The 23,392-nt window shown below is 34.5% G+C and carries 28 protein-coding genes and 2 pseudogenes; 18 read left to right on the forward strand and 12 right to left on the reverse strand.

The features are described 5' to 3' along the window. Positions 1–2 precede the first annotated feature (2 nt). From C9J35_RS03850 to C9J35_RS03880, 8 genes are all read left to right on the forward strand, one after another. Entirely contained in the window at positions 3–1,109 is a 1,107-nt protein-coding gene (locus C9J35_RS03850) for a siphovirus ReqiPepy6 Gp37-like family protein (protein ID WP_107923487.1), read from the forward strand. Position 1,110: 1 nt separating this feature from the next. Beyond that, complete coding sequence (locus tag C9J35_RS03855; protein ID WP_107923488.1) at positions 1,111–1,971, forward strand: hypothetical protein; 861 nt, start codon at positions 1,111–1,113, stop codon at positions 1,969–1,971. Beyond that, positions 1,968–2,573: a hypothetical protein gene (locus C9J35_RS23470; protein WP_107923489.1), complete on the forward strand. Its 606-nt coding sequence runs from the start codon at positions 1,968–1,970 to the stop codon at positions 2,571–2,573. Before C9J35_RS03855 ends, C9J35_RS23470 begins: the two co-directional genes overlap by 4 nt. 12 nt (positions 2,574–2,585) lie before the next feature. Continuing rightward, on the forward strand, positions 2,586–2,852 hold the full coding sequence (locus C9J35_RS03865) for a hypothetical protein (protein ID WP_054767336.1): 267 nt from the start codon (positions 2,586–2,588) through the stop codon (positions 2,850–2,852). A gap of 2 nt (positions 2,853–2,854) precedes the next feature. After that, the gene (locus C9J35_RS23475) at positions 2,855–3,031 is read left to right on the forward strand and encodes a hypothetical protein (protein ID WP_167395916.1); all 177 of its coding nucleotides are present in this window, start codon (positions 2,855–2,857) and stop codon (positions 3,029–3,031) included. A gap of 75 nt (positions 3,032–3,106) precedes the next feature. Further along, positions 3,107–3,568 (forward strand): phage holin family protein, encoded by a 462-nt coding sequence (locus C9J35_RS03870; RefSeq protein ID WP_054767337.1) that lies wholly within the window; start codon positions 3,107–3,109, stop codon positions 3,566–3,568. Next, positions 3,565–4,089 carry a M15 family metallopeptidase gene (locus C9J35_RS03875; protein WP_107923490.1) on the forward strand — a complete coding sequence of 175 codons (525 nt, stop codon included), beginning with the start codon at positions 3,565–3,567 and terminating at the stop codon, positions 4,087–4,089. The genes C9J35_RS03870 and C9J35_RS03875 overlap by 4 nt, the downstream gene beginning before the upstream one ends. A 275-nt stretch (positions 4,090–4,364) precedes the next feature. After that, the gene (locus C9J35_RS03880; protein WP_054767340.1) at positions 4,365–5,387 is read left to right on the forward strand and encodes an Ig-like domain-containing protein; all 1,023 of its coding nucleotides are present in this window, start codon (positions 4,365–4,367) and stop codon (positions 5,385–5,387) included. A 103-nt stretch (positions 5,388–5,490) separates the two neighbouring features. On the opposite strand, the gene C9J35_RS03885 is transcribed toward C9J35_RS03880, so the two are convergent. From C9J35_RS03885 to C9J35_RS03895, 4 genes are all read right to left on the reverse strand, one after another. After that, the gene (locus tag C9J35_RS03885) at positions 5,491–5,736 is read right to left on the reverse strand and encodes a helix-turn-helix domain-containing protein (RefSeq protein WP_054767341.1); all 246 of its coding nucleotides are present in this window, start codon (positions 5,734–5,736) and stop codon (positions 5,491–5,493) included. A 482-nt stretch (positions 5,737–6,218) separates the two neighbouring features. After that, complete coding sequence (locus C9J35_RS03890) at positions 6,219–7,016, reverse strand: hypothetical protein (RefSeq protein ID WP_167395917.1); 798 nt, start codon at positions 7,014–7,016, stop codon at positions 6,219–6,221. A gap of 73 nt (positions 7,017–7,089) precedes the next feature. Then, positions 7,090–7,221 (reverse strand): hypothetical protein, encoded by a 132-nt coding sequence (locus C9J35_RS24480; protein WP_268807905.1) that lies wholly within the window; start codon positions 7,219–7,221, stop codon positions 7,090–7,092. A 19-nt stretch (positions 7,222–7,240) separates the two neighbouring features. Next, the gene (locus C9J35_RS03895; protein ID WP_107923492.1) at positions 7,241–7,453 is read right to left on the reverse strand and encodes a helix-turn-helix transcriptional regulator; all 213 of its coding nucleotides are present in this window, start codon (positions 7,451–7,453) and stop codon (positions 7,241–7,243) included. 176 nt (positions 7,454–7,629) lie between these two features. On the opposite strand from C9J35_RS03895, the gene C9J35_RS03900 reads away from it, so the two are divergent. Both C9J35_RS03900 and C9J35_RS03905 read left to right on the forward strand, forming a co-directional pair. Beyond that, the gene (locus C9J35_RS03900; RefSeq protein WP_201262036.1) at positions 7,630–8,523 is read left to right on the forward strand and encodes a helix-turn-helix domain-containing protein; all 894 of its coding nucleotides are present in this window, start codon (positions 7,630–7,632) and stop codon (positions 8,521–8,523) included. 83 nt (positions 8,524–8,606) lie between these two features. Beyond that, positions 8,607–9,131 carry a hypothetical protein gene (locus C9J35_RS03905; RefSeq protein ID WP_107923493.1) on the forward strand — a complete coding sequence of 175 codons (525 nt, stop codon included), beginning with the start codon at positions 8,607–8,609 and terminating at the stop codon, positions 9,129–9,131. Between the two features lie 93 nt (positions 9,132–9,224). On the opposite strand, the gene C9J35_RS23480 is transcribed toward C9J35_RS03905, so the two are convergent. Next, a complete protein-coding gene (locus tag C9J35_RS23480) occupies positions 9,225–9,389 on the reverse strand; it encodes a hypothetical protein (RefSeq protein ID WP_167395918.1) in 165 nt (54 codons plus the stop codon). 792 nt (positions 9,390–10,181) lie between these two features. Between C9J35_RS23480 and C9J35_RS03910 the strand changes: the two genes are divergently transcribed. The 5 genes and pseudogenes from C9J35_RS03910 to C9J35_RS03930 all read left to right on the forward strand — a co-directional run bounded on the left by C9J35_RS03910 (position 10,182) and on the right by C9J35_RS03930 (position 14,807). After that, positions 10,182–11,750, forward strand: coding sequence for a glycoside hydrolase family 10-like protein (locus tag C9J35_RS03910; RefSeq protein WP_107923494.1), 1,569 nt, complete (start codon positions 10,182–10,184; stop codon positions 11,748–11,750). A gap of 283 nt (positions 11,751–12,033) precedes the next feature. Continuing rightward, complete coding sequence (locus C9J35_RS25030) at positions 12,034–12,189, forward strand: hypothetical protein (protein WP_167395910.1); 156 nt, start codon at positions 12,034–12,036, stop codon at positions 12,187–12,189. 341 nt (positions 12,190–12,530) lie between these two features. Continuing rightward, positions 12,531–13,343 (forward strand): TrmB family transcriptional regulator, encoded by an 813-nt coding sequence (locus tag C9J35_RS03920; RefSeq protein ID WP_107923495.1) that lies wholly within the window; start codon positions 12,531–12,533, stop codon positions 13,341–13,343. Positions 13,344–13,405: 62 nt separating this feature from the next. After that, positions 13,406–14,284, forward strand: a complete 879-nt coding sequence (locus C9J35_RS03925; protein ID WP_107923496.1) for a DMT family transporter — start codon at positions 13,406–13,408, stop codon at positions 14,282–14,284. Positions 14,285–14,379: 95 nt separating this feature from the next. Next, positions 14,380–14,807 (forward strand): annotated as a pseudogene (locus tag C9J35_RS03930) (GNAT family N-acetyltransferase). An 88-nt stretch (positions 14,808–14,895) separates the two neighbouring features. Here the strand turns inward: C9J35_RS03930 and C9J35_RS25035 are convergent. After that, a pseudogene (locus tag C9J35_RS25035) lies at positions 14,896–15,011 on the reverse strand (integrase); the annotation flags it as partial. A gap of 18 nt (positions 15,012–15,029) precedes the next feature. On the opposite strand from C9J35_RS25035, the gene C9J35_RS03940 reads away from it, so the two are divergent. Next, entirely contained in the window at positions 15,030–15,254 is a 225-nt protein-coding gene (locus C9J35_RS03940; protein ID WP_054768066.1) for an LOG family protein, read from the forward strand. A 133-nt stretch (positions 15,255–15,387) separates the two neighbouring features. Further along, positions 15,388–15,519 (forward strand): hypothetical protein, encoded by a 132-nt coding sequence (locus C9J35_RS24490; protein WP_268807906.1) that lies wholly within the window; start codon positions 15,388–15,390, stop codon positions 15,517–15,519. 142 nt (positions 15,520–15,661) lie between these two features. On the opposite strand, the gene C9J35_RS03945 is transcribed toward C9J35_RS24490, so the two are convergent. The 5 genes from C9J35_RS03945 to C9J35_RS24690 form a co-directional block, all read right to left on the reverse strand. Then, positions 15,662–16,795 carry a hypothetical protein gene (locus C9J35_RS03945; RefSeq protein WP_107923497.1) on the reverse strand — a complete coding sequence of 378 codons (1,134 nt, stop codon included), beginning with the start codon at positions 16,793–16,795 and terminating at the stop codon, positions 15,662–15,664. Positions 16,796–17,355: 560 nt separating this feature from the next. Further along, the gene (locus tag C9J35_RS03950; RefSeq protein ID WP_107923498.1) at positions 17,356–18,762 is read right to left on the reverse strand and encodes a YfcC family protein; all 1,407 of its coding nucleotides are present in this window, start codon (positions 18,760–18,762) and stop codon (positions 17,356–17,358) included. A 164-nt stretch (positions 18,763–18,926) separates the two neighbouring features. Next, a complete protein-coding gene (locus C9J35_RS03955) occupies positions 18,927–20,249 on the reverse strand; it encodes a MarR family transcriptional regulator (protein WP_107923499.1) in 1,323 nt (440 codons plus the stop codon). A gap of 399 nt (positions 20,250–20,648) precedes the next feature. Beyond that, entirely contained in the window at positions 20,649–21,158 is a 510-nt protein-coding gene (locus tag C9J35_RS24685; RefSeq protein ID WP_327322759.1) for a Ger(x)C family spore germination C-terminal domain-containing protein, read from the reverse strand. A gap of 2 nt (positions 21,159–21,160) precedes the next feature. After that, positions 21,161–21,811, reverse strand: coding sequence for a Ger(x)C family spore germination protein (locus C9J35_RS24690; RefSeq protein ID WP_327322712.1), 651 nt, complete (start codon positions 21,809–21,811; stop codon positions 21,161–21,163). Positions 21,812–22,329: 518 nt separating this feature from the next. Here C9J35_RS24690 and C9J35_RS03965 point away from each other — a divergent pair. After that, entirely contained in the window at positions 22,330–22,530 is a 201-nt protein-coding gene (locus C9J35_RS03965) for a hypothetical protein (protein WP_107923500.1), read from the forward strand. Between the two features lie 305 nt (positions 22,531–22,835). Here the strand turns inward: C9J35_RS03965 and C9J35_RS03970 are convergent, their stop codons facing one another. Further along, positions 22,836–23,039, reverse strand: a complete 204-nt coding sequence (locus C9J35_RS03970) for a cold-shock protein (protein WP_053582012.1) — start codon at positions 23,037–23,039, stop codon at positions 22,836–22,838. Between the last annotated feature and the right edge of the window lie 353 nt (positions 23,040–23,392).

Below are 23,392 nucleotides of genomic sequence, written 5' to 3' on the forward strand. Positions count from 1 at the left end.
TTATGGTTGATTTGAATGTCTTTGATTTGAATTTCAATCGTATCGGTGAAATCAGCGAATACAAGAAGCTAATTCTCCAAAGGAACTACTATAAATTCAGCATGCTTACATTGGCTGTGCCAGGTACGCCTGAAATGATTGAGCTCCTAAAGATGAACAATATCATTACAACACAATCCAATCCGAACTATGGCTATATAATCACGCATTTTGATTACATCGATGCAAACGGAAGCGAGATTGAGGTCGTTGCCTATTCTCTCAATTTCTTTACTTCATGGCGAGTCATTGAAAGGCAGCAAAGGTACGAAGGAAATGTGGAGGACATAATTAAGTCTTTCATTTCTACAAACGCAATCGATACAACTCAGAATAAAGTAATACCAAATCTAAGACTTGCTACAAATACAGGTATAAACATTGTGGATGACAGTACAAAAACAGGTGGTCCAGTTAGTGAACATTGTTTTGCGCTATGTCAAAAACATGAGATGAGCTTCGATATTTTAATGAATCACAAGGATAAAAAATATGAGGTATTCACATGGCAAGGTGATGATCACAGCATTACTCAAACAGCTTTACCACATGTGATTTTTAGTAAAGAGTTTGATAATGTCATTAAACAAAACTATGTAAATAGCAATGTCGAAACGAAAACAACCGCAATTGTGGCTGGTGAGGGTGAAGGGGTCGACAGGAAGACTATAACTGTTAATGACCATCTAAAAGGTTTTAATAGGCGAGAATTATATGTCGATGCTAGGGACTTACAAAGTAGTTATCTAGATGATAGCAATAACAACGTTACTTTAACTCCAGCGCAATACAACGAAACATTGCAATCAAGAGGTAATGAAAAGTTAGCGGAATATCAAGAAATCGAAACATACGAAAGTGAAATTGATATGTTTGCACAATTCGAATATGGTGTCGATTATTCCCTTGGTAATGTGGTTAGTATCCGAAACGATGAGCTTAAAAAAGTAATGCACGCCAGAGTTGTATGCGCTGAATTAACAGTAAACAGAGACGGCCAAGAATTACGTGTGGAATTTGGCTCAAATATTCCTACACTTAATGAAAAAATTAAAAGGGCGGTGAGATAGAGTGGCAGTAAGAAGTGGTTTTTTTAACAGTGTAAATGGCGACCGTCGATATGATGCTGCATGGTTTGCAGAGTATTTTGCAACGTTTATAGGTGATGGCGTTTTTCCCAATCCATCAAATGGTCTACAACTTGTGGAAGGCCCAGGGATGCGGACTACCATAAAAGCAGGTAAAGGTTGGATTAAGGGGTACTATGTCACAAATGACAGTGATTATATCATTCAACATGATATAGCTGATGGTATCCTAAAGCGTATCGATCGTATTGTAATAAGACTGAATCATTTAAAACGACAAATAGAAATTGTATTAAAGAAGGGTTCTCAAGCATCAAGCCCAACTGCTCCAACAATACAACGTGATGCAGAGGCGTATGAATTAGTCCTAGCAGATATATTTATAAACGCAGGCACTACTCAGATTACCCAAGCAAATATTACAGATCAACGATTAAATAATAGTCTGTGTGGCATTGTACATGGTGTTGTAAACCAAGTTGATACTACATCTATATTTAATCAATACCAATCATGGTTTAACAATTATAGTGTGACAAAAGCCAATGAATTTTCGGCATGGCAGAATAATGTTACAACAGCTTTAGAGGCTTGGATTGATGGACAAGAGGCTGATTTTAATGCTTGGATGGCAGCAGAAAAAGGACTGTTTTACGATTGGTTCGCAACAATAAAAGACATATTGGATACAAACGCAGCAGGAAACTTATATCAATTGATTGAGGACCATAAAGCCGCACCATTTCCACACTTTACAGTAGATAAAGTGCATAAATGGGGATTCAACTACAACAGCAATTTAAAGTGTGCACAAATTATTTTTGAGGTGGTGGTCGAAGAATGACTAAAATAATGCAAATACCGATGAATATAGCATCTTATGAGCAAGCAGAAGAAATAAAAACAAAAGTAAACAACATAAATACTTCAATGGCGACAGTAGGAAAAAAACTAAGAAGTAAAGTTTACACAGCTAACGGAACTTTTGTTGTTCCCGCAGGAGTTACCGAAGTGTATTTAACAGGAGGTGGCGCAGGAGGTGGTGGTGCTAAAGATGGCAACCCTGGCGGTTCAGGTGGACCCACATCATTCGGCTCTTTATTAACAATCCCAGGTGGGGGTGGTGCAGGTAGTGGTGGTGGTTCTTTGCCTGGGGGACCAGGGGGTGGTCAAGGTGGTTACCCGGTTTCCAATGCAGGTGGAATCGGGGGTTCAAGTGGATGGTACAAGGGTGGAGAATCTCGTGCTATAGCTCCTTATTGTTGCGGTGGAGGTGGTTCTACAACAGGTTGGGGCGGTGGAGGTGGTCATTTTGTAATTGACTACCCAGTTGCTGTTACTCCCGGTAATTCAATTCTTGTAACAATAGGAGTAGGCGGTACAGGTGGCGCGATGGGTGGCGCTCCAGGAGGAAGTGGAATATTAACCGTAAAATGGTGGGAATAAAGGAGTGATAGTATGCGATTTGCACAGATTTTATATGATAAAGCACATTGGATTTTTGAAGCAGATGAAAAGCCTGAATTTGCACCAAACATTGTCTTAGTTGAAATAACAGGACGTGATGATATTCAAGAAGGTTGGGATTATAACAAGGAAACAGGTGAATTTACAGCGCCAGTCATACTTGAACCAACACCAACGGAACCGCAAATAGATGAAATACAAGCTAAGATTTTAGTCAATACAGAAACGCTTATTTCTATGAAAGAGATGGAGGTATAAGCATGAACAACCTTACTTATCGGGCTTGCAAAAAGTTGGCAGAACGAGACAATATGACAGAAACACAAAAGAATGAGTTGCTATCAAGCATGGATTTATTCGTTTTAACGAAGCGTATCACCCAAGACGAATATAAAGAGTTATGTACAATAATGGACGAACAGAAGACGCAGGCATAAGCCTAGCGTTATTTTTATGCCTTCCACAGATTGTGGAGGGCTTTTATTATTCACAAAAAAAGGAGCGTGAGCTTTATGGGAGGTATGGATTTGCAGTATTTAGAAGTAGCACATTTATATTTATTTGGCGGAGTTAAATTTCTACACCTATTACTTTTATTAATGGGGCTAGACATTATAACAGGTCTTTTTAAGGCAACGAAAAATGGCAACTTATGGAGTCGTAAAAGTCTCTTTGGCTATGCGCGTAAATTGTTAGTCTTAATCGTAATTATCACAGCGAACATTGTTGACCAAGTATTAGCTTTAAACGGCACGTTAACATTTGCGACAGTGTTATTCTACATTGCTAATGAAGCTTTGTCCATAACTGAAAACATGGCTGAATTAGGTGTCCTAGTGCCAACAAATCTTGCTGAAAAGTTAAAGGTCATTGAAGGTGAGAAGGGACAAAAAGAAAGCTTTGGTACTGAAATTTTGGATGAATTAGCTGGGAAGAATGTTGATAGTGAATTGAAGGATGGTGAAAAGCGATGACAAGTGTAACGACAACATGCAGAGACTTAGCCGAACTATTAACTGCTGCACAAACAGCCTGTCGATTGCTATTTCAGGAGTGCTACAAGGCAGGTATTAAGAACATCTTCATTACAGAAACATATCGCTCACAAGAACGGCAAAAGTATCTATATGCTCAAGGTCGTACTAGACCAGGGCAGATTGTTACCTGGACTCTAGACAGTAATCATAAATCACGTTTAGCGTGGGACATTGCTGTAGGCCCTCCACAATCTTTATACGATGTGACTATTTTAAATAAAGTCGGTGCCATTGCTAAAAAATTAGGCATCGAGTGGGGAGGTACTTGGACTAACGCTATTGACCGACCACACTTTGAAGTTAAATCAAATTGGGTCATGCCTAAAGGCTACAAATTGGAAGGACAAGTAATTGTACCAAGTAACAGCAAAATGAAAGTTCAATTAATTGTGGAAGACAAAAAGGAGGAAGTTAAAGTGACAAATTGGAATCCAGGTTCACCAGCTATGAAAACTTAAACAGAAAACTTTATTGCACAGGCGGTGAAGGATGGGATTATTCAGGAATCGCATTTGAAGGATTTACAGAATGGTACTATGACAAGCGACAGATTGTTAGGTTTATATATTACGATTCAGCAAAGACGTAGTAAATAAAAACAATTAAACAATAACCTATTTGTATTAGATGAAAAAATTGTTGAATTTTGTAATAAAATACATGATAATTATACCTGTTGTATTATTTTTTTAACAGGATAATAAACCTATTAATATTGATTTGGAGGATTACTATGAAAAAGATTTTAATGATAATATCAGCAGCTATAGCTATATTATTCAGTTACTCACTTCTAGATATCGAAGGAAACAAGGCTAAAGCAGCTACTATTGGAGAACAATTAAAAGAACCTGAGATTGGTTGGAAAAGATATGACGATTCTCATCAAGCAATTATAAAAACAGGATACTCAACTTCGAATGAGGCCAGTCCGTATAACGGTCGATATTCTTATACATCCGCAAATAATAAACCTATACTATTTGATTTCACTGGAGATAAAGTTCGACTTATTGTCCGCAAATGGAACACAAGTAATTATTATTCTGAAAAAGTAGAATTAGTTATAGATGGAGAGGTAAAGCAAGAATTTTCTATACACGGACCTACGCAAAGTCAGACTTTAATAGCTGAAGTAACTGGTTTAGAGAATAAGAGACATAAAGCAATAATCCGTGTAGCAGAAGGTTATACAAAGGGTATAAACTTAGATGCAATAGACATTGATGCTGATGGTACGCTTATTCACCCAGATACAGAATTAGTTGAAACTCTAAAACTAAACAGAGAAACGCTTGACCTAATAATAGGTTCTAGTGAAACCTTAGTAGCAACTGTTACTCCTGATAGCGCTAAAGTAATTCAATGGACAAGCAGTGATCCTGAAATTGCTTCTGTAGATGACAATGGGAATGTAATTGGTAAAAAGTCAGGTAAAGTAACGATTACAGCAGAAACTACCGATGGTAGCAACTTATCAGCAACAGCAGAAGTAACAGTAAAAGAATCTGAAACAGCCGAGATTGGAACAAGAGCAATTTTAAGACTTACAATGACAACTAAAGATATTCATGAGTATGATTTATCTTTATCAGAAATTGATCAGTTTATGAATTGGTTAGATGGCCGCGAAGATGGACAAGGGAAACCGTACTATAAATTTAAATTAAATGTAACGACTGGAAATATAATTTCAAGAACAGAGTACATTATGTATGACAAAATTGTTAGTTTTACAGTTGATGATTATAAATAATTTATTTTGCAGTTAGTCTTTTAAAGGATTTAATTTCGATAAAGTTTATTCAAACAAATAAACCAGGCGCTCATTTTAAAAGTGAGTACCTGGTCTTTTTTTGTTATTCGTCATAAGGTCTATATTTTGTGTGAAGCTCCTTAGCTGCTTCTTTTCGACTTTCTATATCTTCTCTCAAATATAATTTATCTCGACTTAATTCTTTTACAGGAACTAACTTACCACGCTTTACAAGTGAATTTAATGCTTGCCGAGTTATTTGTAATTCCTCTATAACCTCTGACGTTGTTAATATTTCAGATTGAACCAGCTTAATAAACTCTTCTTTATTTGCTACCTTGTATTCCATTTGAAGACTTACACCTCATTTCTTTTTTACTACATTTTTTATAATGAACAGCACTAACCATAACATCGAAACTGTAAAACCTACCCACTTGATGGTACTCATTGATTCAAAATCTAAGTCCACTAAAAAAATAGCTACAATGATGAACACTAACCAATCAGTCGATGATATTCTTTTCATAAAGTAATGGAGGATGATATAATTTTTATAGCGAGGGAGCTAAGCCCCCTCTGCTATTTACTTTTCCTTGTCGTTCTTGTCTTTGCGAGTCATCCAGTCAATTATATCAAGTGAGCCCTTGATACTAGCGATGATTCCCGCAATGATGAGAACGACATTTCTTAATTCATCCACCATGTTCACCTCCTTTCTATACTCTTATTATACTATATCTATTTACTCTCGTAAACAGATATTAATCATTTATTTTCCTATTGTGCTAAAAAATTTCATGAAAAAAGCCACTCATTGAGTGACTCAAATTATTTTAAAACAGGAGCTAACCATTTATCGTTCTTAGCCATACCATTCGTTGTGCGTGTGTAATTAAACTTAGCAATATTTTCACCTTCTAAATGATAAGGTACTTCCCAAAAAACTGTTATTTCTTCTATACCTGGCTGTTCATAAAGTTTAGCAGCAATATTATCACTGTACATTTCAAGTATTTCCACAGTTGTTTTTTTACTGTTCTGTGCATCCCATTTTAAATGAGGCAATACAATATATTTATTATCTTCAGCTTGATAGTTATTCACTAATATTTCGCTGATTTTTGTTTGCATTAAATCTGCAGAAACAATTTTTTTTACCATTTTCTTTATGTCTTCTTTCTTATCAGTTTCTATAACAACTTCTTTTATAGCAGGTTTAGATTTAGTTTCAGTAGAAGCCTTAGCTTTTTCTTCGGTTTCTTTTTCAGTTTTTTCCTTAGATGCTTGTTCTTTAGCAGTTTGTTCTTCTTTTAATTTAGCTTCTTTTTCGGCTTTCTTTTCCTCTTCCTTAGCCTTTAATTCAGCTTCTTTTTTAGCTTGTTCGTCCTTATCAACTGTAACTATTGTTTTGTCTGCATCAACTTTAGCTGAATCGGTTGGCTTTTCAAGTAAATTTTCTAAAGACATCAAACCCACCATTAACAAAAAAGATATGCCTGCAAATTTTAAGAATTTCATACCCTGAGCTTTACTGTTCTGTTTAAACTTTTTGTAGGTTAAAGTACTGAAAGTTATCAACGATATGAAACTCAATACTCCAACTATTGCAATAAAATCTGACAACATAAAAACCTCCCTCTATATTTCCATTTTAGGAAATTTGGTAATGAAAGTACATATAAAAAACAGACAACCGTAATTAGTTATCTGTTTTATCATTTGTCTTTGATTGTTTTGCTTTATTTATTACTTCCTCAAAGGCTGCTTTAATTTCCTCGATTGTATAGCCTTTTTCAAGCAATTCGTTTGTTATTTGTTCTAACTGGTTCACTTAATTACTTCCTCATCTTTTAAATCTTTGTACCATCTTCCATTATGAAATAAGCCTCAAACTTCATATCCAACAACTCAGCAATTTTGCGTAATTCTTCTTCATTAAAATTATTCCGTTTCAATTTCTTCGATAAATTTGGCTGAGATACCTCTAGCTTCTCAGCTAGTTGTGTTAAAGTCATGCCCTTTTTAATGAGAGCAATTCGAATCTTTTCCCCCATTTCATTCATTGTCATGCCTCCTCTAGGTTACATTCATGTCTCTATTATATATGAACTAATCAATATTTGAAATAAATATATCCAAAAAGTTATGAAAAACACTTGCTATTATAACTTATCGGATATATATTTATTCATACGAGGAAAATTAATAACTAATTGTTTATGTAAGTGAGGTGAAAAAGATGGCATTCGAATACTTAGCAGCATATACAACATTTGAATCAATAGCAGATATGGATAAGAGTGTGGAGGACCATATGGCTGTTCATTATTACGATTTAACAGAATCAGAACGTGCCATCGTTTTCAAGCTTGCTAGTCACGCATTGGAGCATCCGGGGGCTTGTCATTTGAAGGCATCCACAATTGCTGAGGCATTAGAGATTAGCACAAAGACTGTTTATCGAAGCATTAAGAAATTAGAGTCATTGGGCATCATTGAAAAAGTACCTGGTACGAAATTAAACGGCATTAAAGGGGCTAGTATTTATCGCATCCTACCTTATGTCCCATCGAGCGTGTCCCAACGAGAGACAGTCGATGAAGCTAGTAACAACGTGGTTTGTCCTCCACAATCTGAAAACCAATCATCTAAATCTTTTAATCTTTTAAGTTCTAAACAAGCAAGTAATATTACAGATTTAGAAAATGAACTAGCTTTGCAAGCTGAAAAGAAAAAGGAATACATGAATGAGTACCAAGAAATGCTATTTGATTTCATGAATAGCTTGCCATTAGCAGATAACTTGAAAGATGAATTACATAAGGTTGTATTATCTGCTCAGGTTCAAAGTGCGCCTGACTTCATTAGAGCTAAGAACGTACTATTTAAAATTGCTATGGACATTAAAGAAGGTGTACTGACAGTTGCTAGTACATTAAGAGCCGTATTTGTAAGGGCATATAGTAAGGCTGTTGAGCGATTAGATAAGAAGTCGATTAATTCATCATCTATAGAAGAAACTCCGTTAAGAGAACGTCCTGTATCTTTCTATAATTGGTTAAATGAGCGTGATTGTCTTCCACAATCAATAGGTAGTAGACCTGGTAATCTAGATAATTGGCTTGAATGGTAGAGAAATGAAGGGGAGTTGCTTTTGATATAAAATGTAAAATCTATTAAAATTATATAAAAAGAGAGCTAAGGGAGAAATAATCTATGAGAAAAAATTATTTTGATAAAATACCAATAAATAAATTAGTAGAACCTAATATGTTGATACATTATATAGGTCTTACTTTCATTATTCTAGGTTTTCTTTTTTTATTTGGGTGGGTGCAAATTAATTCTGCATTCATCTTAGCTGTAGCAATCTCGGGAGCTTTATTTGTCCTAGGAGATATACTTCAATATAAGATTGAAAAAAGTGAAGTAAAGAGTAGGAAACGTTCAAATATTATTGCAATCAAAACTATCGTTCTATTTCTTTCTATCTTTTCTCTTTTAGCACTTCCTTATATTTCCGTTAATATAAAAGATGAGTTGTTAGATAAACTTGCAACAGTGGCTTCTATTGTAGCTATAGGTCTAACAATATTGAATATCGGTCTTTCCCATGAAAAGGTACAATCTGATATATTTGATGCCTATCAGGACATAATCGTGGATATTGAAAAAAAGATAGATGATGTAACTCAAAATGAAGTAGAGATTCCTCTTGAATCAGATAAAGAAAAAGAATAATTAATTCTCGCAACATATTTTGATGATTTTTTTATTAGTGTTTTATAATAAAACAAGACCACTACGTGATGGGTGGTCTTATTTTTGCTTATATTATAATGTAGTTGACTTACTTTTCTTCTCATTAATAATAAGGTCTTCTTCCTTTTGTGGGTGAGGAGTTTCGGTATGACCGACACGCTCATTAGGTTTTTTAATATTTGATTGTTTTATTGTCTCGTCTGTTGCAAATTCTGTATCTTTTTTATCCCTTTTCATTTCGACACCTCCTAAAGATATTATTTAACTTAACTAATAAAATATACTTTGTTTATGAGTGGTTTAAAAATCGAGGTAAACAAAAGGTAAACATTATAGTTGTAAACCGTTGAAATATCAATGTTATGGTATGTTCTCATGGGACGTATCTAGGTTCAGATAGAATAAGTTTGAACCAACTGAAAAGCGCTTCAAATCCTTTAATATCAGGAGTTTGAGGCGCTTTTCCTTTTTCTGAGAATCAGTTAGAAAACGATAGAAAATGAAAAGTTTCTACACATTTTCTACACAAGCAAAAGTGGTTTGAAGATGCTATCTGTCTGTTCTGAATCGAAATGTGGGGATGGTAGTACTTTAATTAAGATAAATTATTCGAGTAACACATCAAGGAGATTTCGGCGAGCCATTGTAAAAATGTTACACTTAAACTAACGTATCAGGTTTATTGAATAAATAGTAACAAGATACGAAGAATAATATTAAAGAAATGGAAATTACCAGTTAAGGGAGAATAATTGGGGATTTGTGGTATTATATAGTGAGCGAAGAAACAAGAATAAAATTATCCAACGAGCTTCGCAAACAATTGAAATTACCAATAGAGGGTCCTGCCGACAAAACACTACAGACCTAATGACTGTAAGACACTTTTGGAAGGATAAATCAGTCCCTACTTTTATAGAATAGGCTGATATGGTATTTACTTAGGTTATAGAAACAACTAGATTTTAATAACTGAGAAATAGTTGTTGAAAAATTATTATATTTAAAAAAGGAGAGATTTTATTATTTATGTTTAAAAATTTTTTTGGCAAGTGCTTAGTAACTTTTTTGGTTTTACTTTTACTTATCCCTGTTTTTACAAATCATAAGGCTACAGCTAATTCATTACCTCAAAATGAAATGCGTGCAGCATGGATTGCAACAATAACTAATATTGATATGAAGGCAGGTATGAGTAAAACCCAATATACTCAATGGGTTCAAAGTACCTTGGACAAATTAAAAGCTGATAACTTTAATACAGTTATTTTTCAAGTTAAGCCATTAAATGATGCACTGTACCCGTCTAAGCTTGCTCCATGGTCATCATATATAACAGGCAATACACAAGGGACCAATCCGGATTTTGATCCATTGCAAATTATGCTGGACGAAGCACATAAGCGAGGATTAGAACTTCATGCATGGGTAAATCCATATAGAGTCACTATGCCTTCGCACGCGTTGTCTGATCTAGCTGCCGACAATGTAGCTCGTAAAAATCCTAGCTGGGTAGTGAAATACGGTAAACAATACTACTTGAATCCTGGTTTACCAGAAGTTCAAAATTACTTACTATCAACTATAGAAGAATTAGTAAGCAACTATGATATCGACGCTGTACATATGGATGATTACTTCTATCCTTATAAAATAAAAGGAGAGACTTTTCAAGATCAACAAACTTTTAAAAAGTATGGTGGCTCTTTCAATAATATTGAAGACTGGCGCAGAAATAACGTTAATCAATTAGTAAAAAAGGTTTATGCAAGCATTAAGGCAATTAAACCTTATGTTCAATATGGAATATCTCCGTTTGGAATTTGGCGAAACAAAGGGCAAGATTCTACTGGTAGTAACACGAATGGAATGAGTAACTACGATGATATTTATGCTGATACAAGACAGTGGATTAAAGATGGAAGTATCGATTATATTGCTCCTCAAATCTATTGGTCCAGAAATCATAAAGCAGCAAATTACTCTGTTTTATTAGATTGGTGGGGAAGAGAAGTTCAAACGTATGCAAAAGACCATCCTGTTAATCTATATATTGGCATGGCCGATTATAAAGTTGGAAATGATGCTGATCCTGCATGGAATAATAAGACCGAACTAATCAGCCAAGCAATCGCCAACAGAGCAAATAAAAATGCTCAAGGACAAATGCATTTTTCTCTAAGAAGTATTAACAATAACGCTCTTGGATATGCTTCTTATCTAAATCAGCAACTATACAATACTAAAGCTTTAACACCTACAATTTATTGGAAAGGCTCTGCAATACCTTTATGTCCAACTGATGTTAAATTGAGTAAAGAGTCTTCCGGCACGAAGCTTACTATTACAGATAAAAATAGTACTCAACCAAGGAAATATGTAATATACCGATTTGATGGAACAAAAGAAGGTTCATATGAAGACGTTAAGAATATAGTAGACGTGGTTTATAACACACAAGGTAATACTGTTTATGTAGATACTACTGCAAATAATAGTAAAGTATACACATATGGTATAAAGTCTATATCTGCTACAGGTGTGGAAAGTAAAACTGCTTTTGTTCTAAAAGACGGAAGTCCTTACCAGCACCAATAGAGTCAATACCTGAAGGGCCAGAGCAACCAGAAAAACCTGTAGATCCAAAGCCTAATATTACATTCAATGATATCTCCAGGAAAACTGGGCTAAGGACATAATTGAAGACATCGTAGCTCGTGGTATTATCACAGGCTATCCAGACTACACGTTACGACCGAATGAACCAATTAAACGTCAGCATTTGGCAGTCATGATCGCACGGACTTTTGAGCTAACACTGAAACGAAAGGACGTATCATTTAGTGATGTATCAACGAATCATCCATACTATGAAGCTATTATGAGTATACAACAGGCAGGTATTGTAAACGGTTCAAACGGGGCATTCACTCCAGATGAATCTAAAAGAATGATTCAAGAGCGTGTTTTGATTAATCTTTTTTCAAAACACGCTCTTTTTTTTGCTTGTTTATCAAGGCTATTAGTATTAATTTGATCAATCTTTATTCTAAGGCTCAAATGGTTGGGCTTTTTCTTTTATGATGGCTTCTTAAGTGCAAATTTCATTTATGTAGTATTCCACATATTATACTCATTACTGTTTGGTTTACTTTTGTTTAGGTTTCTATTTCTAAATATATTGGAAGAGTCACATAATAGTAGAAAAAGCATGAATCAATGAAAATTTAGGCTTAGAAGGTTGCTGAGGCAGCCTTTTCTTATGGAACTAAAGGGGCTGGTTTGTTGAAGAAGATTTCAAATAGTTCTAAAATTATAGACTTCTTGGTATGAATGATTTATAGTAGTTAGTATATTAACTACTAAGAAGGTGAGTTTATGGAAGACAAAGCGATAATCGAATTGCAAAAGCATGGATTTTCAAAATACGAGTGTAAGGCCTATATAGGTTTATTGAAATCCCCTGCAATTACTGGCTATGAATTAAGTAAGCGTTCTGGGGTTCCACGGTCAATGATTTATGAAGTATTAGGGAAATTACTTGATAAAGGGGCTATTCAAACGGTTCCCTCTGACCCCATTGTCTATAAAGCTGTAGAGCCAAAACTACTGCTTTCTCGTCTTAAAGAAGAGATGAATACATCATTTGAATTGTTAGAGTCATCTCTTACAGTTTTAGAAAGTGATCAAAAAGTGGACGTCGTGACGAGAATTGTCCAGTACGACCATATTGTTCAAGAGATGCTTTCGATGATTCGATCCGCAGAAAAAGAGATTTGGCTATCAATTTGGGCTCCTGTGGTGAAAGATATTGAAAAAGCTGTTCGAGAGAAAGAAGGCTCGATACCAATTTTTACAGTTTTATTTGGAGCTGAAAGTGAGACATTGGGACATACCTATCATCATAACTACATGGCCCCAGACATTGTGAGTAAACGCATGGGCGGATATTTGACTATTCTCATTCGAGATGAAGAAGAAGCTCTAATTGCTAAGTTTAGCGACAGAGGTTCAGAATGGGCTGTGAAGTCAACAGATCCTGCACTTGTCCTTATTGCTACTGAATATATTAGGCACGACATTATGGTAGAAGAAATCACAAATGCATTCGGTCCTGAAAAGCTAGATGAGCTATGGAAAGCTCGAGAAGATTTAATTCATGTAATGACAGGAAAAAACAGCTTAGCATAAAGCTGTTTTTTTACCACCAAATTAATAGTAGTTATAGCAATAACGACTTAGGAGGGTGTTAAATGTATGTCAAAATAAAATTTGCCATCTCCATGGCTATATTCGGATCAGTCGGTCTATTTTCAGAAAAAACAGGTCTGCACTCGATTGAACTAGTTTTTGTGCGTTGCCTCTGTGCAAGTATTCTTTTGGGAACAATATGGGGGATTAGTACATTAAAAACAAAACAACAGAGGGAAATTGCTATCCCTCGTAGGGAGTATTTACTTGCCTTATTATGCGGTGTATTCCTTATCGTAAATTGGGTGTTTTTTTTCCGTTCTTTAGAAGTAATGCCTATTACTGTGGCGGTATCCATTTATCATTTAGCACCTATTATTGTACTTCTTTTAGGCTCTGTTATTTTCAAAGAAAAAATAACAAAAATAGGATTGGTCTTTTTCTTTGTTTGCTTTTTAGGGACATTGTTAGTTGGGGGAATTCATCAACATACAACTATGGCTGGATTTTTATCCACCGGTGTTTTATGGGCGTTTGCAGCAGCATTCTTCTACGCTCTAACTTCTATTACGGGGAAGGGAATAAAAATGCTTAGTCCTTTGTTAACAACCGTTATTCAAACAAGTCTGGGTGTTTTATTATTGATGTCATTAGTGGATTGGTCAAACTTCATACATCTTACCGTTGAAAACTGGTTCTATATCCTTGTTACAGGATTTATTCACACGGGATTTGTGTTTTATTTATTTTTCAGTAGTTTACGTGAGTTAAAGGCACAAACAATTGCAATTTTAGTCTTTGTTGATCCGGTTGTTGCAATCTTACTGGATGCAACTATTTTGAACTACCGTCCTGATGTCTACCAGATTCTCGGAGTATTTCTAGTGTTTGTGGGGATCAGTTACTCTCCCAAAAAAGAAAGAAGTTTAGAAAAAGTGTAAATTTATTTGCACACACTAATAGTGCAGTTTAAGGTACAAAATACGATTCCTTACATTCAAGTTGAAGTGAAAAAGAACCCTTAATTCAATGATATATAATCAAAGAAGTCAAATTTTTGCTATTGGCTGACCCTTCAAGAGAGATTATTAGGAATATGTCAATAGGGGCGAATGTTTTGTAGCTAAAAATCAAACAGCAAGTTATTGGGGTTTATGTATTACTTCCAACAAGGCCAGAAACAGTGGAGCTGGTGAATGTTGCAGTCGTAGAAGAGCAACACGGTAGATGTATAGGGAAACAGAATTGGTAATGGATACAATTAAGGTAGATAAGACAAAAAGATACAAAACAATAGAAATTGGAACTGGAAATTCAAGCATAGGGCAATTGGCTCTTTATCAAAAATGCGGTTTTAGAATAATTGGTGTTGATATGGACTTTTTTGTTAAGCATTACCCAGCACAAATTTTTGAGAACGGTATTCAGTACAGGGATACGGTTCGTTTATCTCAAGATTTATAGGTTAAAAAAGGGTGAATATTGTTCAACTAACAGGGGAATTAGTTGAACAGGGAAACCATTATTATAGTGTTTCTCTGTTTTAAATAAACTAAAAGTACTTCTGATAAAATTCCTTCCTAAGTTTTCCGCTTAGTTGTGCATAAATCCAAGTAGTTTCACTTTTTCATGACCCAATAAACTACGAATTACTTCAATGGGAGCCCCCAGAGATGCTTTTTTGAAGTGTTTACGTGGAATCAAATTGGTTTAATTCAAAAACCTTGTGGAATTTTAAACATTAATCATTATTATGATTTACTTATTGCATTATTTGACCATATGCAAGACGAACAATTTTTACAAACACAGTATCGAAATGCACTGTTAGTAGATAGCGACGTAATACTACTATTAGAAAAATGTTTGGCTTATGTGCCTCCTGCAATTAAAACATATCAAAATAATTAGCGTTTTATTTTAAACTTAAGCTCTATTTTTGAAACAATTAAAGTTGGAGTTGCAGCAATATACTAGATGAGAATAACCGGATTTTACTTGTTACGTAAGGCATCGTCTGAATTTGGCTACTGGAGTTTACCTAGTGGCATATAGTAAGGCTATTGAGCGTTTAAGTAAGCAGTCTATTAATTCAGCATCTATAGATGAAACAGGGAATAGAGAGTGTCTGGTATCATTTTATAATTGGGGTAATAAGCGTATTAGTCGCCCGTAATAGGTCCATCGTTAGAAATTGGCTGGCATGATAGAGAGGGCAATTGAAGATGACGCATTGAATACATGGAGGTAAGAGAAAAGGGGTTATATCCAAAAATCATTTTCAATGACTTTTAGAATAACCCCGAATTCTTTACTGGTTAATGTTGTGGAAGATAGTCTTGGCCGTTTATCGTTATTTTAGAACCTGAAATAAGAATTTCTTTATTTGCTGTTCTATATGGGGCTAAAATTTTGTGAAAGGCATCCCATTTTTCTTCTGCTTTTTCAAGCTCCTCATTTTTATTAAGAGCTCTGGCTTCTTCATAAAGCTGTTTTAATTGCTTGCTATCTGCTTCACTCACTTCGAATTCAAAGTCAGCCATGTATTCTTCAAATGTGGCAGGCACATAGTACTGATCAAGGATTTCATAAAATTCATTCCATAGCTGATTAGACAACTCTTCATTGTCATCTTTATCTGCTTTTCGAGCATCCTCAAAGATTGTTTTTAGTTTTGCTAAAGTTTCAGCAGGGATTTCTGAATCTAGGCCTTCTAGAGATTCTTCAAAAGTTTGTGGTGGATAGAGCTCATCAAAATATGGTTGAAGGATTTTATCAAACTCGTCATATTTTTCGTTAGCCTTTTCTTCATCCCCATTTTTTTCAAGCTTTACCCATTCTTCATAAATAGCTTTAAGCTGTTTTTTATCGTTTTCTTTAATAATTATGTTACTTTCATTAAATCCATATTCTTCTATATATTCATCAAATGATTTATTAGCTAATACATATGGCTTTTTAATTTTATACATTTCGTCATAAATCTTATCCATTTCCTCAAATTTCTTTTCTATCTCTTCAACTGAATAATCATTGTCTTCATTTATTTCCTTTTCTAGCTTCTTCATTTCATTAAACATTTTTTCTAATTTTACTAAATCTTCTTTTGTTACCTCTTTAGGTAGGTCTTTTTTATAAACTTCAAATGTATTGAAGTCATTATAATTTTCTACAACACTACCTTCAACAGAAATTTCCTGTCCTTCAACTAAGTTCATTTTTTCTAGTTGTTCTGTAGAAAATTTATTGAAACTGATGAAATATTTTTTACCATCTTGTCCTTTAAGGTTTATTCCGTTCATGTAGATGCTTTTAACAGTCCCTTTAATTTGTTGTTCCTTTTGAACGGATGCTTCAATTGTTTTTTCTGCTGATGCAGCTCCTGCTTGAAGTGGCGTTAAAACAGCCATTCCTATAGTAAGTGCTGAAGCAATCATCCAAGTTTTTTTCATATTTATTTCTCCTTTTATCTTTAAAATTAGGTGTTACCAATAATTAGACGATTTACCATATAAGAAAGTTCATGGTTTTTAACAAAATTTAAAAATAGGCTGCTATTTGGAAGATAGGTAAACATTCTCAAACAGTAGAATGTAGACCACTCCGTGAAGAGTGATCTAAAAAAATAGGGTAAATATTTTAAGTGCAGACTATTGGTATATCGACGTTTTAGTATGTCTTCCTATGACGCATCGAGGTTCAGGTAGACTTTGAACCAACTGTAAAGTGCCTAGAAAAAATTGGTACCGAGAGAATTAAGGCCCCTTTTTAAAAAAACAAGTTAGAAAAGCGTAGGAAATGTCTCAAAAAAATGCTAGTTGTCCGTTCGAAATCAAACCCCTTTATTTAAATAACGTGAATTAAAAAAGCTGCGAAGGCAAAATTAAAAGATCTAAGTCCAGTACAATACCAGACTTAGATCTGAGAAGCTGCTTAAATAAATTGTCTATCTTTTTTGGGTCAGAACAATGTAAATGCTACTTTCCTGACAGCTTTTTGACGTAAATTGCTACTATGAAATTCCTAGAGCTACGGCTACAATTAATGTAATACATGCGATGACTGCCCATCCAAGAATCATCTTCCAAATAAATTTAATCCATTTTTCATAAGGAATACCTGCTACTGCTAAATATGCCATGAGCGCAGACGAAGTAGGAATAATAGAGTTTGTTAAAGAGTCCCCATATTGGAACGCTAATACAGCAATTTGACGCTCTAAACCTAGTAAATCTGTAATAGGGATCATGATTGGCATAGTTGCTGCTGCTTGACCACTTCCAGATGAAATAAATAAATTCAATATCGCTTGAATAAATAACATCCCGATTGCACTGATTGCATGAGGTAAATGACCAATCGTTTCGGACGCTGCATAAACAATCGTATCAATAATTTTCCCTTGCTCTAGCACAACAGTAATGGCGCGTGCGAAGCCGACAATTAAAGCACCAAATGTCACAGCCTTTGCCCCTTCGATAAAGGAGTCGAAAATAGTACCAGGTTTTAAACCCCCGATTAGACCAGCAATTAACCCCATAATTAAAAAGGATGCTGTTAATTGTGTTAAAAACCAACCCCAGTTGAACACACCATAAATATTAAAACCAATCCCACATGCCATCACAAGAAACACGAATTTATGTTTCCACGTTAATGAAGGTATATCGATAATAGAATGATTAGCCTTTGCCTTTTGTTCAATCTCATAAATGACACTCGCTTGTGGATTCTTTTTCACTTTAAAGGCATAACGTGACACGTAGAAAATAGAAAATCCTAGCACAAAAATGTAAACGACAGCCCGGAAGCCAATCCCTGAAAATAAAGGTACATCAGCTAAAGATTGCGCTACACCTACTGTAAATGGATTTAACATACCGCCAAAAAAACCGCTGGCAGCACCGAGTGTAATCATAGCAGTCCCTGTTACGGCATCGAAGCCCATTGCGCGTGCAATGGCTACACCAATCGGTACAAAGATTATCGTTTCCTCTGCCATCCCCATGGTGAAACCACCAACAGAGAATAGAATCATAGATAATGGAATTAGTAATTTTTCTCTACCTTCTAAAGCTTTTACGCCTTTATAAACGCCAGCTTCAATAGCTCCCGTAGAACGAATAATACCAAATACACCACTTACTAAAAATATGTAAAAAATGATTTGAGCCCCTTTTTCAAGGCCCATCGGAATTGCTGTAAACATCTCAAAAAATGATACAGGATTACTTTCGATATGATGATAACTGCCATCTACAACAAGCATTCGACCTTCTTTATCCTCAACACGGTCAAACTCACCTGCAGGAATAATATAGCTTAAAATCCCTGCAAGAAAGATAATAGCAAAAATGATTGTATAAGTATGAGGCACCTTAAGCCAACTCTTCTTTTTCTTACCTTGTTCATTCTCCATATATACACCCCTATATATAAGACTTCAGATATTGCTCCATCTGACATATTGTACTGTGGTAGTTTTCTTAATGCTTCTATATGTCTCCCTTCGTAATCCCAAATTGTCGTTATATGTCGTTAATTGAAAATAAATATACAATAGATTAAATTTAATGTAAAGTGTTAATTTTCTATTATTTTAGAAATTAAATGTGTCGTTGCTTTATAAACCTTTCTAGGGCGGCCCTGATTGTATGGATGTTCCTCACCAATGAATAGCAAATAGTTATTATCAATTAATCGACTAATAATTCGTTCAGCAGACCTACGGGAAAGGTTCATATATTCTGCTAATTCAGCTGCTGAAAATGGACGATTATTATTCATGCCAATAAACTGTTTCATTAATTTTAAATTTTTCGCACTCATTTTTATTTCCTCAGCTAATGCTAAAACTTGTTTATCGTTATTCAATAACGAAATTTTGTGCTCTTTCTCAAAGAGTGATCCAAGCAATCGACTTTCTTCATCAACTAGACATAGAACGGATGTGTGGTTTTTAAATTTGTTCGTAAAAAATAAAGCCTGCGATGAATGAATCTCAGCTTCATGGAGTGAATAACCAATTCCTATTCCAATATTAAAAAATGTCTCGAACTGTTTTTCTAGTTGACCAATTAAAGATTGGAAATAAGCAATATTTGATTTTCGAATAGCTCCTCGTGTGGCATAAATAACATAAGGCTCACTTTGTGATTGTGAAACTCGTGCATTAAAGATTTTGCATATTTTTTCTATACTTTCTAAGAATAAAAGGTTATTTACCAGTGATTTTTCTTGACTAGCAATGGATACAACAGCAATTTGTGATGACGACAATAAAGAATATTTGTAAGCATCAATCGCTTTAGATATGGTTGATACAAAAGTATGTTTGCTATCAACCATATAGGTGGAAGGGATACCTAATTGATTTAACGCAACAAATACAGCATGTAAACAAGTCAGTACATGCTTCGTTTTACCTGCTGCGTATAAATTTTTATGGAAGTGAATATATTCTTCAATTTGAAACTCTTTCATTTCTCGTTGTTGCTCATACACCCAGGCGTAATCCTTTAAAAAAAAGTGGTCAGCCTGTAAGCCCGCTTCCGTTATTACTTGATAAAAGCTATCCTTGTTTGGTAAGTCAATTGATATGTTGGCAAGTTCAATTTTTTGGCTGTGTATAATGGACAATAATGAAAGCGATAATGATAATTCATCGACAGGAATATAAGTTGCTTGTATTTTTTGAACTTGTATTTTTTTATAACAATAATAATAAGGGATGGAGCCTGCAAATAATAAAATATCCGATTTGGAAGCTGCTTCATCTATTAAACCAACGCTTTCTTCAGGTACAGTGTAAGGGAAATGGATAAATTGCACCTTAGGAAACTCTTTAAAATACTCTTTTATATTATCCCAAAAAAATAAAGAACCAATAACAGCTATTGTTTTCATATTTATCCTCCAATATATATTTTTTACTATGAAAAACCTCTTCTCGATGAAGCTTTTCGTGGTTTTCTTTCTGCTCTGGCCTAATTCTCATCAAAGTATGAGATTTTCTAGCCCTTCGAGAAGCCTTCTACACATATATACCACCAGGGATTCGTTACCCTCCAAATACGATTATTATAGACGCCCATATTATGCCATGCTATATGTATTTAAAATAAATCACAAAATATTTAATTGAATCAGGTGATTGGAGGGGGAATGCACTTAGAGGAGGCAGGCATAAACTTATTTTAAGACGTCAAAGGGAAGGATAGGTTCGCATCCGATGTACAGAGGAGGCGGTTTTAGTCACAAAATAGATAACCAGGCTCTCTTTTTACAGAGAATACCTGGTATTTTTTATTCTTCAATTGTCTCTTCAAATGTTTTGTTACCTAAATATATTTTATCCACATAGATATCTATTTTGCTTAGTGAGTCTTTTGTTAATGGAATTTTCCCGTTAGCTTCGTATTTTTTCCATGCCTTAACGTTGCTTCGATAAAGATGTTCAGATAAACGATAAATATCTACATCTAATTTTAGTCCTTCCTCGTAAGTTTCTTTTATTTCTTTTTTTACTTCTGTAACAATTTTATCTCTTAGCTCTTTTGTCGTGACTGCCCCTTTAAAACCATTGACTTTAGCACGGAGCTTTATCTCTGCTTCAAATCGAATTTGTTGTCCTGTTACAATGGGTTTTACTTTTACTTTTACTTTTAATTTATCGAGAGTTACAGTGATGTAATCTCTTTCATTTGTATCTAATTTAAATGTGACTTCTGCTTGATTAGTATAATTGTGCATCCATTGATTTCCACGTGCTGCGGAACCTTTAATAATTCCTTTAAAACCGTCTTTGGAGAGTATACTTACACCTGCAAAGGATGTCGCCTCTGTTTGTCCTTCAGCAGTCTCCCATTCTTTTTGAAATCTACAAAAGGAATACTGATTTCATGACTTGGTTCATTTAATCCAATGGCGATATCTCTTAAATTTATTGGTTCAATAAACGACTCTTGTTTTGTAGGATTTATAGGGTTACTTAATTTTGAAGATGCAAGAGAATTCTTCAAAATGGGTGTGGCTAGAAGAACGTCATTAATTGAATTCTCCGTAGAATAGATCCAAATTTGATATCTTGTATCTCTAAACCGTATGAATGTATCTATGACAGGAATACTTCGTTCATTTTCCATTGCTCGTACTGAAAATATAAGATATCTCATATGGCCCCAGAAGATTTTTTGGTCAATAGAACGATATAATTCAAAAATAGCTTCTTCAATTGTTTTCCCTTTTGCATACCCAACCTCAGTAGGTACAATGTCTGGATTTGGTTGTTCAGATTTTGCTAAATCGGCAAAGTTAATAATTTGCAAATACACCTCATACTGATTATCGTTAAAGTCGACACCTACTGCATTAATATAATACATTCTTTGGGGTTCAGTAGTATCCCAGCAACCCGTTAAAAATATAGTAAAAATTATCATTATTAGAAATGCAATTTTATTTCTCATTTTATCTCCGTTAAACCGAGGTGTGAATTTTATACTGTTAGCCTAGACAAAAGTGTATTTTAATAAACTCGTTTGAGTGATTTAATCTTTTAGTGTTTCGTGCTTTTATCCACATGAAAACTAGTAGGAGGTATTATTACAGTAATGGAGCAGTTTTGCTTAAGTAGGAAATTAAATTTTATATAGTGAATGAAAAATAAAATCTCAAAGGATGAAAGTAATGGTTATCTTGCAAACTAAAGGTTATATGTAAGACAATATCGAGAAGATGATATACACGCTTAATAATACTATAAGTAACGCTTATTAAAGTGATAAAAGATAAGGGGAAAATTGGAATGAGATAGAATAAGTATGAATCAACTAAAAAGCGCTTTAATCCTTTATGATTAAGGGATTGAAGCGTTTTTTTGAGAATGCGTTAAACGATTTATCATCCTTCATGAAATCCTTAATCATTTAGAATATTTTGTATAAAATTCGGCAATGAATAGGTGTAAAATGAAGGGGTGGTAGTGATGGAATTTTATAAGGATAAAGAAATTTACTGCTACAGCTGTCGTAAAAAAACTTTATTTACATGTAAAGACAAGCATAAAAAAAGTGGTGTAGACAGTCATTGTAGTGAATGTTCTGGGATTTGGTTTGAATGGCAAAATCGAGCGGTAGAGCGAGAAATGGAAAAGTGGATTGAATATAATCAAGGGCTTGCAAATTAAATCGATATCTATTTTCACAATAAAAAAGTATAATTGAAGCTATTTACTTGTAGAATCGACTCCTATGTAAAAGTTGATTGGAACGAAGGGCGGTGACTCCTACGAAAAAAGCGGGAAAGTCGAGAACCTGGTCTAAAGCTCGCTCCTGCCTGTGGAAAGTGTCCGCCTGTTTTAGAAATCAACGGTTTCATCTAAATTTATTGTAAAAGAAAAAACTGTAGGCAAACTCAATTTTTACTGAGTCTGTCTACAGTCTGAGGTATCCTAATGAAAGGATGCCTTTTTTGTATGGTGATAATTAGAAATTAAAGTTTTACGATGTTTGTAGCTTGTGGTCCACGTTGGCCGTCTTCTACTGAGAATTCAACTTTTTGACCTTCGTCAAGTGATTTGAAACCGTCACCTTGGATAGCTGAGAAGTGAGCGAATACATCGTTTCCGCCTTCTACTTCGATGAATCCAAAACCTTTTTCTGCGTTAAACCATTTTACTGTACCTTGTTGTGTCATTTGAATGACCTCCATTAATTGTATTAAATAATATCATAAACTTCAAAAGAAAAAAATTCACATATTACAAAAAGTATCGAACAAAACATGATTACTCTTTGTAATATGTGAATTCATTGATTCTTTGCAAACGATGTTATTAAATTTATTATATCACTAAAAATCGTATTTGTCTAGTACTGAATCGAAATCTTTCGTGAGGCCCATATTGCTAAGTAATTCATGCGCCATGCAAAAACCTTACGACCCCTCATTTACTCCGCAACCAGCGCAGGATGACGGCAAGGCTACTTAAACTTCAATCCTCCCGTATACACCAAAAGATTAGCAAGAATATGGTTAAAGTAACATAT

Origin of the sequence: Lysinibacillus parviboronicapiens, assembly GCF_003049575.1 — a bacterium.
Taxonomy (GTDB): domain Bacteria; phylum Bacillota; class Bacilli; order Bacillales_A; family Planococcaceae; genus Lysinibacillus; species Lysinibacillus parviboronicapiens.